Source organism: Sphingomonas folli, from assembly GCF_019429525.1.
Classification (GTDB): domain Bacteria; phylum Pseudomonadota; class Alphaproteobacteria; order Sphingomonadales; family Sphingomonadaceae; genus Sphingomonas; species Sphingomonas folii.
Genome location: NZ_JAHXZL010000005.1, coordinates 172,870 through 184,613 on the forward strand (window position 1 = coordinate 172,870; position 11,744 = coordinate 184,613).

General features: G+C 72.9%; 11 protein-coding genes. 7 read left to right on the forward strand and 4 right to left on the reverse strand.

The window, feature by feature from the left end; all coding sequences use genetic code 11:
* Positions 1-36 precede the first annotated feature (36 nt).
* The 3 genes from KZ813_RS09515 to KZ813_RS09525 all read left to right on the forward strand — a co-directional run bounded on the left by KZ813_RS09515 (position 37) and on the right by KZ813_RS09525 (position 4,185).
* Positions 37-711, forward strand: coding sequence for a hypothetical protein (locus KZ813_RS09515; RefSeq protein WP_219754745.1), 675 nt, complete (start codon positions 37-39; stop codon positions 709-711).
* 73 nt (positions 712-784) lie between these two features.
* Positions 785-3,256 (forward strand): circularly permuted type 2 ATP-grasp protein, encoded by a 2,472-nt coding sequence (locus KZ813_RS09520; RefSeq protein ID WP_308461846.1) that lies wholly within the window; start codon positions 785-787, stop codon positions 3,254-3,256.
* 47 nt (positions 3,257-3,303) lie between these two features.
* Positions 3,304-4,185: a transglutaminase family protein gene (locus tag KZ813_RS09525; protein ID WP_219754866.1), complete on the forward strand. Its 882-nt coding sequence runs from the start codon at positions 3,304-3,306 to the stop codon at positions 4,183-4,185.
* Positions 4,186-4,194: 9 nt separating this feature from the next.
* Here KZ813_RS09525 and KZ813_RS09530 read toward each other — a convergent pair whose 3' ends face one another.
* Positions 4,195-4,797 carry a hypothetical protein gene (locus KZ813_RS09530; RefSeq protein ID WP_219754746.1) on the reverse strand — a complete coding sequence of 201 codons (603 nt, stop codon included), beginning with the start codon at positions 4,795-4,797 and terminating at the stop codon, positions 4,195-4,197.
* A 102-nt stretch (positions 4,798-4,899) separates the two neighbouring features.
* Between KZ813_RS09530 and KZ813_RS09535 the strand changes: the two genes are divergently transcribed.
* From KZ813_RS09535 to KZ813_RS09545, 3 genes are read left to right on the forward strand one after another with little or no spacing between them, the layout of a single operon-like run.
* Positions 4,900-5,550, forward strand: coding sequence for a response regulator transcription factor (locus KZ813_RS09535; protein WP_219754747.1), 651 nt, complete (start codon positions 4,900-4,902; stop codon positions 5,548-5,550).
* Positions 5,551-5,558: 8 nt separating this feature from the next.
* Positions 5,559-7,643: an ATP-binding protein gene (locus KZ813_RS09540; protein ID WP_219754748.1), complete on the forward strand. Its 2,085-nt coding sequence runs from the start codon at positions 5,559-5,561 to the stop codon at positions 7,641-7,643.
* Entirely contained in the window at positions 7,643-8,011 is a 369-nt protein-coding gene (locus tag KZ813_RS09545) for a response regulator (RefSeq protein WP_258046613.1), read from the forward strand. The genes KZ813_RS09540 and KZ813_RS09545 overlap by 1 nt, the downstream gene beginning before the upstream one ends.
* On the opposite strand, the gene KZ813_RS09550 is transcribed toward KZ813_RS09545, so the two are convergent.
* Together KZ813_RS09550 and KZ813_RS09555 are read right to left on the reverse strand one after the other, a co-directional pair.
* Positions 8,001-8,639: a PilZ domain-containing protein gene (locus tag KZ813_RS09550; protein ID WP_219754749.1), complete on the reverse strand. Its 639-nt coding sequence runs from the start codon at positions 8,637-8,639 to the stop codon at positions 8,001-8,003. The genes KZ813_RS09545 and KZ813_RS09550 overlap by 11 nt on opposite strands.
* The gene (locus tag KZ813_RS09555) at positions 8,636-8,917 is read right to left on the reverse strand and encodes a hypothetical protein (protein WP_219754750.1); all 282 of its coding nucleotides are present in this window, start codon (positions 8,915-8,917) and stop codon (positions 8,636-8,638) included. The genes KZ813_RS09550 and KZ813_RS09555 overlap by 4 nt, the downstream gene beginning before the upstream one ends.
* Positions 8,918-9,358: 441 nt before the next feature.
* Here KZ813_RS09555 and KZ813_RS09560 point away from each other — a divergent pair, with 441 nt between their 5' ends.
* Positions 9,359-9,628 (forward strand): hypothetical protein, encoded by a 270-nt coding sequence (locus tag KZ813_RS09560; protein ID WP_219754751.1) that lies wholly within the window; start codon positions 9,359-9,361, stop codon positions 9,626-9,628.
* A gap of 118 nt (positions 9,629-9,746) precedes the next feature.
* On the opposite strand, the gene KZ813_RS09565 is transcribed toward KZ813_RS09560, so the two are convergent.
* On the reverse strand, positions 9,747-11,720 hold the full coding sequence (locus KZ813_RS09565) for a glycoside hydrolase family 2 protein (RefSeq protein ID WP_219754752.1): 1,974 nt from the start codon (positions 11,718-11,720) through the stop codon (positions 9,747-9,749).
* Positions 11,721-11,744: the final 24 nt, after the last annotated feature.

The following is an 11,744-nucleotide window of genomic DNA, read 5'->3' on the forward strand; positions in this document are numbered from 1 at the left end:
CGGGCTCGCACGGTCCAGTCCCGTTATAATGGTCGCATGCACCACCCCCTCCTCCTCGCAGCCTTCCTCCTCGTCGTCACACCCGCTGCCGCCGCGACGCTCCCGCCCAGCTGGGTCGGCACGGTGCAGGGCCGGCTCGCCGCCGATGCCGCGCTCCACGCGCTGAGCGACCGGCTCGCCGCCAGCGACAGCGCCACGCTGGTGCTCGACGGCTGGTGCGCCGAGCATCAGATGGCGGCCAACCCGAAGATCACCGCCGAGCGGGTCCGCGGCGAGGAGCGCCCCGCGCCGCCCGAGATCCGCACCCTGCTCAAGGCCTCCGCCACCGAGCGGCTCGGTTATCGCCACGTGCGGCTGCGCTGCGGCACGCACGTCCTGTCGGACGCGGACAATTGGTATGTCCCCGCGCGGCTCACCACCGACATCAACCGCCAGCTCGACACCAGCGACACGCCGTTCGGCCGCGCCGCGCAGCCGCTCCGCTTCCGTCGCTACACCTTGTCCAGCCAGCACCTGTGGTCGCCGCTGCCGCGCCGATGGGAGACGTTGGCATCGTGGCGGTGGCCGCGGCGCGCCGAGGTCGACGTGGCCGATACCGTGATAGAGAACCACGCGGTGCTGCTGCTCCCCGACGGCGTCCCCATCAGCGCGGTGGTCGAGCGCTACACCGGCGCGGTGCTCGCTTACCCCGCGCCCCCGGTCGCGCGCTGAATCATCGCGCCGCGGCTTTGCACTGCACCGCGGCATCGCCTAGGGTCCCCCCTGCCCGTGCACGGAGGACCGAGTGGCGACCCAGCCTGCCCTGTTCGATGCCGGCACGAACGCGCGCCGCTGGCTCGACGATTACGCCGGGCGCGCCGACGACGCGATGCGCGCGGGCGCGCACCGCGCGTCGCTCGCGATGCTGGAGGAACTCGCCGCGGTCGCCGGCGACGACCTCGGCCACGCGCGCGAGCGGGTGCAGCGCCACGCCGCCGACATCGGCACTGGCTTCCGCATCATCGGCGAGGACAGCGAGCGCCCCTGGCCGGTCAGTCCGATCCCACTGCTGCTCGACGCCGACGAATGGTCGCGGATCGAGCGCGGCGTCGCGCAGCGCGCCGACCTGCTCGAGGCGATCCTCCAGGACCTGTACGGCGCGGCGCAGCTGGTCGAGCGCGGCCATCTGCCTGCCACGCTCGTCACCGGCAGCCCCTATTTCCTCCGCCCGCTCGTCGGCCTTCAGCCGCCGGGTGGCTATCACCTGCGCTTCGTCGCGGTCGATCTCGGGCGCGGGCCGTCGGGCGAGTGGCGCGTCCTCGCCGACCAGCTGCGCAGCCCCACCGGCGCGGGCTATGCGCTGGAGAACCGGCTGGCGGTGAGCCGCACCCTCGGCGGGTTGCAGGGCCGGCTCAACGTGCGGCGCCACGCGCCCTTCTTCGCCGCCTTCCGCGACGGGCTCGCCGCCGCCTGCCGCCGCAGCGACCCGCGCATCGGGCTGCTCACGCCGGGTCGCTACAATCCCAGCTACCCCGAACAGGCGCATCTGGCGCGCTACCTCGGGCTGCTGCTGGTCGAGGGCGACGACCTCGCCGCACTGGAGGACCGGCTCTACGTCCGCACCATCGGCGGGCTGAAGCGGGTCGACGCCTTGTGGCGGCGGCTCGACCCGCGGCTGCTCGACCCGCTCGCGTTCGACTCGCACTCGCGCATCGGCGTGCCCGGGCTGATCGACGCCTGGGCGGCGGGCAACGTGGTGCTCGCCAACGCCCCGGGCGCCGGCGTGCTGGAGAGCGCCGCCTTCGGCGCCTTCCTGCCCCAGCTCGCCACGCGGCTGACCGGGGCGGACCTGATCCTGCCCAACATCGCGACCTGGTGGTGCGGCCAACCGCGCGAGGCGCAGCATGTCGCCGCCGAGCTGTCGTCGCTGCTGCTCTCCTCCGCGTTCGGTGCGCGCACGCTCGGCCTGCCGGGCGAGGCGCCGGTGGCGGGCGCGGACCTCTCCGAGGCGCAGCGTGCCGCGCTGCTGGAGGCGATGGTAGCGCGCCCGCAGGACTATGTCGGGCAGGAGATCGTCCGCCTCTCGACCATGCCCGTGGTGATCGCCGACCGGATGGAGCCGCGCCCCTTCACGCTCCGCGTCTTCGCCGCGCGCGACCGCGACGGGCGCTGGCAGGTGATGCCCGGCGGCTTCGCGCGGATCGGCGCGCACCCGGACTCGCGCGCCGCGGTGATGGGCGAGGGCAGCTGGTCCGCCGACGTCTGCGTCCACGGCCGCGAGCCGGTCGCGCCGGTGTCGCTGCTGCCCGCGGTCGACACGCTCCACGTCCGCCGCAATCCCGGCACGCTGCCGAGTCGGGTCGCCGACAATTTCTTCTGGCTCGGCCGCTATCTCGAGCGCGGCGAGGCGATGCTCGCGGTGATCCGCGTGATGCTGGGCAACTCGATCGACGCCGACGCGGGCGCCGCGCTCGGCACCGCGACGGTCGCCAAACTGGTCGACGAGCTGGTCGGCGCCGGCGCGGCGCCCGCTCCGCCCTCGCTGCGCCGCGCCGACCTCACCCAGTTCGCGCGCACCGCGATGGAGGCGCGCGCCGACGGCTGGCAGTCGGTCGCCGCGATCAACGCGCACGCGCAGCGGATCGCGGGAGGCTCGCGCGACCGGCTCTCCGCCGACATGATACGGCTGCTCGACGCCCCTTTCCCCACGCACCGTGGGCTGCTCGACCGCGCCGGCTCGCTCCAGCGCCGCTATGCCGCGATCGCCGGCCTATCGGCCGAGCATATGGGGCGCACCGCGGCGTGGCGCTTCCACGACCTCGGCCGCCGCATCGAGCGCGCCCAGGCGATCGCGCGCGCCGCGCGCGTGTTCGGCACCGTCGGCGCGGGGCTGGACGACCTCTCGACACTGCTCGACCTCGGCGACAGCCAGATCAGCTATCGCCAGCGTTACCTCACCGGGATCGCGCGCGTGCCCGTGCTCGACCTGGTGGTGCTCGACCCTGGCAACCCGCGCGCGCTCGCCTTCCAGGTGGAGGCGATCCGCGACCATCTCGCGCGGCTTCCCGTGCTGGAGGACGACGGCATGGCCGAGGCGCAGCAGATCGAGGCGACCGAGCTCTACGCGATGGTCGCGCCCGAACAGGCGGCGACGCTCACCGGCGAGCTGCTGCTGGCGGTCGAGCGACGACTCGGGCGGCTGTCCGACGCGGTGGCGCGGCGCTATTTCCTGCAGGGCGCCGAGCCGCTGCGCGCGGGCGGGTTGACGCTGGCATGAGCGAGGTGCTCGCGTCGCCGTCGCTCGCTACCGACCCGGGGCACGCCATGCGCTACGACATCGTCCACGTGACGCGCTTCGAGTACGGCAACGCGGTCAAGTTCGCGCGCTGCAACCTGCGCCTGCGCCCGATCGACTGGCCGGGGCAGCGGGTCGAGTCCTACGCGCTGACGGTCGCGCCCACCGGCCGCGTCCAGCCCGCGCGCGCCGAGGCGGGACTGGCGCATGTCGCGCGGCTGGTGATCGAGGAGCCGGTGCGCTCGCTGACGATCGAGAGCCGCGCGCGCGTCACGATCGAGCGCGACGTGCCCGTGCCCCAGTCCGGCGACCCAACCCTCGCCGAGGTGGCGGCGCTGGCGCGCGCGTCGGGCGACCTCTCCGCCGCGGGACCGGCGGCCTATCTCTTCCCCTCGCCGCTGATCCCGCTCGATCCCGCGATCGCCGATTATTGCCGCGCCGATCTCGCCCCCGAGCGCAACGCGCTGGAGGCGGGGATCGCGCTGGCGCGGCGGATCCAGCGCGACTTCGTCTTCGATCCCGCCGCCACATTGGTCGACACGCCGCCGCACGAGGCGTTCCGCCAGCGCCGCGGCGTGTGCCAGGACTTCGCGCAGGTGATGATCACGGGGCTGCGCGCCGCCGGTCTGCCCGCCGCCTACGCCTCGGGCTATATCCGCACCTTGCCCCCGCCGGGGCAGGAGCGGCTGGTCGGCGCCGACGCGACGCATGCCTGGGTCCTGCTGTGGTGCGGTCCTGCGCGCGGCTGGGTCGGGCTCGACCCGACCAACGGCATATGGATGGCGAGCGACCATGTCGTCGTGGCGATCGGGCGCGACTATGCCGAGATCGCGCCGGTCGATGGCGTGGTGCTCGGATCGGGCGCACAGGCGATGGAGGTGAGCGTCGACGTCGCGCCGCTGGCGGACTGAGCCGCCGGCTCAGCCACGTCGCGCGATCGTGGTGATCGCATAGGCCGCGGCGCGGCGCGCGCTTCCCGCGAGCCCGCTCTCGCCCTCGGAGAAGCGCAGCCACAGCCGGCCCAGCGCGGCGAAGCCGAGCGTGCCCGCGATGCCGGCGACGCGATGCGCCATTCCCGCCAGCGCGGTCGGGTCGCGCTCGGCGCGCACCGCCGCCAGCATCACGCCGAAGCGTCCGAGCAGCGACTCGATCTCGGCGGCGCCGAAACTCGACTCGAGCCGATCGAGAGTCGCCAGCGTGCCGGCGCGGTGCCAGTCCGCCAGCGCGTCTGCCATGGCCGCGGGCGACGCGTCTGCCGCGACCGCACCGTCATAGCCGAGCGCGCGCCAGTCCTCGCGCTCGATCCAGTCGACGGGCGCGAGCGCGATGATCGGGAGGCATGACGCCCCGGGCCGCGCACGCAGCGCACTCGGTGAGACCGTGCCGCCGCCCACCGCCACCAGCGCGACATCGATCTCGTCGAGCGCGGGCAACGACGCGGGGCAGCGCACGCCCACCTGCCAACCGGGCACCGCGGGTGGGTCCGAGCCGGTTCCCACGAGCAATAGACAGTGAGTCTTCATGACCTGCATTAAAGTTCCCGCCATTACGGTCCAAAAACCGCTCGACAGCCCCGTCTCGGCGGGAAACCTTTGTACCGCAAAAAAGATAAGTAAATCGGTATGATGGCGGAACAGGAGCCGAGATTAGGGGGACGCGCCCTCGTCGCTGACGATCACCCTCTCACGCGCGAGGGGCTGTCGCTCGCCGCGCGGGCGGCGCTGCCGGGGGTGGCGGTCACGGCGGTGGGCACGGTGCGCGAGGCGCGCGACGTCGCGGCGCGCGGGCCGCTGCGCATGATCCTGCTCGACTTCCACCTGCCCGACGCGAACGGTTTTTCCGGCCTGCTGACCCTCCAGATGCACGCGCCGCGCACGCCGGTGGTGATCGTCACCGCGAGCGAGGAGCCCTCGCTGATCGAGGCGGCGCGCGCGCTCGGCGCGGCGGGCTATCTGTTCAAGAGCCTGGCGCTCGACACGCTGGCCGAGCGGCTGCGCCGCGTCGACACCGGACACACCGCTTTTCCCCCGATCAGCGGCGCGGCGCCTCAGCTGGGCGACCTGCGCGCGCGGATCGAGACGCTCTCGCCGGCGCAGCGCGGCGTGCTGCTCGCGCTCGCCGACGGCCGCTCGAACAAGCAGCTGGCGCGCGACCTCGACGTCACCGAGGCGACGATCAAGGCGCATATGACCGTGATCTTCCGCAAGCTGGGAGTCACCAACCGCGCGCAGGCGATGCTCGCGGTACAGCCGCTGCTCGGCGCCGCACCGGGATGAGCGCGGCGGTGCGCCCGCGGCCGCCCTCGCCCCGGCGCTTCCTCCTGGTCGCCGCGCTCGTCCCGCTGCTGATCGCGGCGCTGGTGGTGTGGACCGACAGCGAATATGCGCGCTCGCTACGGTTGCAGGCGGCGGCGTCCCGATCGTTCGACCGCGAGCGCGCGCAGGTGATGCTGCTCTCCGCGGTGAAGGACGCCGAGACCGCGCAGCGCGGCTATCTGCTCACCGGCAACGCTGCCTTCCTCGGCCCCTATGCACCCGCGCGCCGCGCCGCGACCCGGCTACGCGGCGTGGAGGGGGTCGCCTCCCCCGAGGTGGCCGCGCTCATCGACGCCAAGTTCGCCGAGCTCGACCGCACGCTCGCGCTGTTCCGCGCCGGGCAGCATGAGGCCGCGCGCGCGACGGTGGCCGACGGCGAAGGACGCCGCGTGATGGATCGGCTGCGCCTCGCCCTCGCGCGCGCAGGCACCGGCGAGCGCGCGCTGACCGCGCAGCGCCGTGCCGCCTTCGAGCGGCAGCGGCGCCAGCTGCGGCTGCTGCTCCTCGCCACCGGTGCGGTGCTCACGCTCGCGCTGGCGGTGACGCTGCGCTCGCTGTGGCGCTCCCGCCGCGACGCCTATGACGCCGCGCTCGACGCCTATGAGAATAGCGAACGCAACGCCGCGATCCTGCGCGGCACCAGCGACGCGCTGCTGATCCTCAATCCCAGCGGCACGATCGAGATGATCAACGCCGCCGCGAGTGCGCTGCTCGGCTATGCCCCCGAGGAACTCGAGCGGCGCGACGTCGCCACCGTGCTGCGGATCGCCGAGGGCAGCGGCGCCTTCCACGAGCGGATCGGGCTGCGCGACGGTCGGCTCGAGCGCGCGCTGCTGACCGACCGAGTCGCCCGCCACCGCGACGCCAGCGAGCGGCACGTCGACGTCGCGATCGGCGTGATGCGCGTGCCGAGCGGCGACCATCTCGTGCTATCGCTCCGCGACGCCTCCGAGCGCGCCCGCATCGAGCGCGCCAAGGACGATCTGATCTCCACGATCGGCCACGAGCTGCGTACGCCGCTCACCTCCGTGGTGGGGTCGCTCGCGCTGCTGCGCGGCGGTGCGGCGGCGGACCTGCCGCCGCAGATGGCGCGGCTGGTCGACATCGCCGACAATAACGCACGGCGGCTGATCCGCCTGATCAACGACCTGCTCGACGTCGATCGGATCGAGTCCGGTCAGCTCGCGATGGCGCGCGAGGCGATCGACCTGCGCGAGGTGGTGGCGCGCGCGGCGCTCGACAGCGACGGACTGGCGCGCAGCCGCGAGGTGTCGCTCGCCGACTCATCGGCGGACATGCCCGTGCCGGTCGAGGGCGACGCGGGGCGGCTGCTCCAGGTGGTCACGAACCTCGTGTCGAACGCGATCCACGCCTCGCCCGTTGGCGCGACGGTGACACTGGCCGCGCTGGTGGAGGGCGGCCGTGCGCTCGTCGCGGTAGACGATCGCGGCGGCGGCATCCCCGCGGCGGTGCGGCCGCGGCTGTTCGAGCGCTTCGAGAGCGGCCGCGCCGCCACCCACGCCCCGGCCTCGGGGTTGGGGCTGGCGATCTCGCGAGAGATCGTGCGTCGCCACGAGGGCGCGATCTGGTTCGAGGATCGCGTCGGCGGCGGGACGCGCTTCGCCTTCTCGCTGCCGCTGCTCGGCGCGCCCGACACCTTAGCCCGTCGGTCCGAGGCGCCACTGCCATTGATGCTCCACCTCGACGACGACCCGGACGTCCGTGCCACGGTCGCCGCCGCGCTGGCGAAGGTCGCCAGGGTGGTGCCGGCCGCCAGCCTCACCGCGGCGCGCGCGCGCCTGCGCGAGCGAGCACCGCGGCTCGCGCTGCTCGACATGCAGGTGGTCGACGGGCACGGCCCCGAGCTGATGCCGGACCTGGTCGATGCCGAGGGTGCGCCCGTGCCGGTGGTGATCTACTCGGGCCAGGCGGTACCGCCCGCGCTCGCCGCGCGCGCCGCCGCGGTGCTCACCAAGGGGCGACACGACCTGCCCGAGCTGGTGGCGACGGTGCGGCGGCTGCTCGCCGAGCAACGCGCGGGGGCGGACGCCTGATGGCGGTGCTGCGGCTGCTGTTCGTCGACGACGACGCCGACATCCGCACCATCGTCGAGCTCGCGCTCGGGCTCGACCCGACCATTACCCTGCGCGTCGCCGCCAGCGCGGCGGACGCGTTGCAGATGCTCACCGCGGCGCCGCCCGACGCCGCGCTGCTCGACGTGTCGATGCCCGACATCGACGGCCCCGCGCTGCTGGCGGCGCTGCACGACCGCATCCCCGACCTGCCCGTGATCTTCATGACCGCGCGCGGCCGCGAGCGTGACGTCGCGGGGTTGCGCGAGCTCGGCGCGCGCGGCGTGATCGTGAAGCCGTTCGACCCGATGTCGCTCGCCGCGCAGATCCGGACGCTGCTCAGCGGCTGAGCGTCGCCTCCAGCCGCGCGATCGCGCCGGCGAGCTGGCGCACGCTGAGCGGCGCGGCGAACTCGATCGCGAACGCCCCGTCGCGGCTCCAGGCGAGCTTGCCGCGCACGACCAGCTCGGCGTCGATCACCACCTCGATCGCGCTGCCCGCGTCGGCCGGCGGCGACCCGGCGACGCGGACCCCGCCCAGCCCGAGGTCGATCGCGCGGTGCTCGGTCAACCGCGCGTCGGTGACGAGCTCGACCGGCCCGTCATAGCTGAAACGCGGGCTGCGCGGCGTCTCGGCGACCGCGCGCAGCGTCTCCTCGCCGAGCGGCTCGTCGAAGGTGAGCCCCACCATCGGCTCGCGCACCCAGCGCACCGCGGCGGCGCGCGCGATCAGCCCGCGCGTCTCGATCGTCACCGCGGTGCCGATCGCGGGCGGCGGGTCGAGCTCGATCCCGGCGCCGCCCGGCCCGAGGTTGCGCACGGTGCAGACATGCTGTCGCCCCGCGATCATCAGCCGGCCGAGCGCGTAGAGCGTGCGCTCGCGCGGCGCCGCGCGCTGCTCCTCGCCCCCGCGCGACGGCACCTGGTCGGCCCCCTGGGTCATCCCGTCCTCCGTCATGCGCGCCGCGTACATCGTCATCCTGCCCGCCCCAACAATGATCCGACGCCGTCGCGGCCGAAGGTCAGCCGCCGCGTCACATACGGCCCCCGCCGCGTGCAGCGATCCTGACCGACGTCGCGGTCGCGATAGCCACTGACCTTATAGCCCGCGCCGATCCACAGGTCACGTGCCGGCGACACGGCCACGTCCGATCCGGCGCCGAACGCCGAGGCGTGGCCGGAGATGCCGCGCGGCACCGAGCCCCGCACGCCGAGCTCGAATCGCCGGCCGTGATCATGTCGCAGCTCGACGCCCATCACCTATGTGCCCAACGTGATCGTCCGCGCGCGGGGCACCGCGCACCCGACACGCGCGCTCGCGCCAGCGGCGAGCGTCGCCGCCGCGTCGCCTCTGTCGACGGTGGACACGATCGCGACGACGCGCGCGTCGGTGCCGCGTGGATCACCGCCTTCCCCGCGAACTTACCCCGTGCGACCGCCATCGTCGTGCCCCTGCCTCTCACCCCTCATGAGCGTGCGGGAGCGATCAGCGGCCGACCTGGTTAAGCAGGTGCTAGCGACACGCGTGGACCGTCGCGCTTTCGACCTATGTCTGAAGGGCCGGGCTCGGGATACGCCGAGACGAGCGGCTGCGGCGACCGCCGCCGAGCCATGATCTTGCTTTAGCGTAACGCCCCGCCCAGCATCGCCCCGCGACGGCGCCGGCTGAACGCGATGACGTCACCGGGGGGTGAGATGATGACCGATGCGCCCGCGATCCTGGTCGGCTGGAAGCGCGACCGCACGCGTCACGGCTTCGTCGTCACGCTGCAGCTGGCGCGCTCGGCCGAGGACGTGCGCCGGCAGGACTATGAGCGCGTGAGCCTCGTGGTGAACGACCGTCAGCTGCGCTCGCTCACCCGCGACCTGGTCCGCGCCCTCGACGATCGCGGGCTCGATACCTTCCACCGCCCGACCGGCTGGCGCCGCTGGACCGCGCTGCTGCGCGGCGGCGGACGGAGGAACTGAGCGGTCGTGCGCCTGCGCACGCAGGAGGCCGGGGCCAAGACCGTCGCACGCCGTCGACCCGGGCTCCAGCGGGCGCAGGCGCACGGCTCGCGCGTGACGCCGTCTCCAGCGAGCGACCCTATTTCCCCTCCCCCGGCTCGACGGCGTGGAGCGGCGCGTGGATTCGCGCGAAGGTGGCGGGCGGCAACTTGCTCTCGGCGCGGTCGTAGGTGAGCAGGCCGTTGATCTCCCCCTCGACGTCGCTGGTCTGGGTGTAGACCGCCGCGCTCAGGCCCAGCTCGCGCGCCTGGCGGATCACCTCGCCATATTTGCGCTCGTAGCGCGCCTGATAGTCGGCCTTGTCCTTGGCGGTCTGATAACCCCAGTTGTTGCGCGCGGGGAACCACAGATGCCCCGTGACCGGCAGGCCGATGCCGCCGAACTCGCCGATCACGATCGCGCGATGCGTCTGGTGGGTCGGCGCCTTGGGCACGTCCTCGTAAGTGTGGATGTCGTAGAGGTCCGAGCCGGCGTCGCCGGTGTCGAGCCAGCCCGACACCTTGTTGACCAGCCGGCTGGGATCGAGCTCGTGGACCATCTTGGCGAGCCGCGTCGAGGCATACTGCCCCCAGCCCTCGTTGTTGACCACCCAGGTGACGATCGAGGGATGGTTGCGCAGGTCGCTGATCATCCGCGTGAGCTCGTACTCGAACTCGTTGGTGGTCTCCTGCGGCATCAGCGCCTCGCCCTGCGACGAGGGACGGACGAACTGGTCGAGGCTCTCGTCCTCCTCGCCCGAGGGCATGTCCTGCCAGATCAGGATGCCCATGCGATCGGCCTCATAGTAATATTGCGCAGGCTCGACCTTGATATGCTTGCGCAGCATGTTGAAGCCCGACGACTTGAGATAGTCGATCTCGAAGCGGATCGCCTCCTCGGACGGCGGGGTGAGCAGCCCGTCGGGCCACCAGCCCTGATCGAGCGTGCCGTTCTGGAAGAGCGGCTTGTTGTTGAGCATCATCACCGGCTGACCCGGCACCTTCCCCGCGCCGATCGAGCTCTTGCGCATCGCGAAATAGCCGTCGACCGTGTCGCGCGCGCCGCCCTGCACCGCGGCGGTGCGATAGAGCGCCGCCTCCTGCGCGGTGAGGATCGTGTCGCCGCGCTGGCGATGCGGGCTGTTGTCCGGACCGGTGTACGGGCTGCGCACCTTCACCAGCTCGACCTTGAGATCGTAGAGGTAGGGATCGTCGGGCGACCACAGATGCGCGTCGGGGATCGCCAGCGTCGCGGGCCGGTTGCCGCGCACCAGCGTGGTCGCGACGGTGCGGCCCTTCTGCGAGGCGGTGATCCGCACCGCGTCGTCGTCGGCGGCGCTGCGGTTGAGCGCGACGTCGACCGACAAGGTGCCGCGGTCGATGTCGGGGGTGATCTTCATGTCCTCGACGTGGAGCGCGGGGACGGGCTCGAGCCACACCGTCTGCCAGATACCGGTGACGGGGGTGTACCAGATGCTGTTGGGCTTGAGCACCTGCTTGCCGCGCGGCTGCGCGCCGGTCGAGGTCGGGTCGGTGACCTGGACCACCAGCTCGTTGTCGCCGGGCTTCAGATAATCGGTGACGTCGAGGCTGAACGCGTCCGACCCGCCGCGATGCGCGCCGACGAGGCTGCCGTTGACCATGATGCTCGCCTCATAGTCGACCGCGCCGAAGTGGAGCAGCACGCGCTGGCCCTGCCAGTCGGCGGGCACCGCGAATCGGCGCTTGTACCACAGCCGGTCCTCGGGGGTGACCGGGCGCGCCACGCCCGACAGGCGCGACTCGATCGCGAAGGGGACGAGGATCTTGCCGTCCATCTCTGCCGGCTGCGGTGCCGCCTTGGGGCGCACCGCATAGTCCCACTGGCCGTTCAGGTTGAGCCACTTGCTGCGCTTCATCTGCGGGCGCGGGTAGCTGCGCCAGGCATTGTCGGGGGTGACCGCCCGACCCCAGCGCGTGACGAGGTCGCTGGTGTAGACCTTGCCCGCCGGCGCCGCGGGACCAGCCTGCGCCGCCGCCAGTGGCGAGGTCGCCGCGCCGGCGAGCGCCGCGAGGATGGTGGCCAGCTTGCTCATATCTCTCTCCCTGCGAGGCGTTCC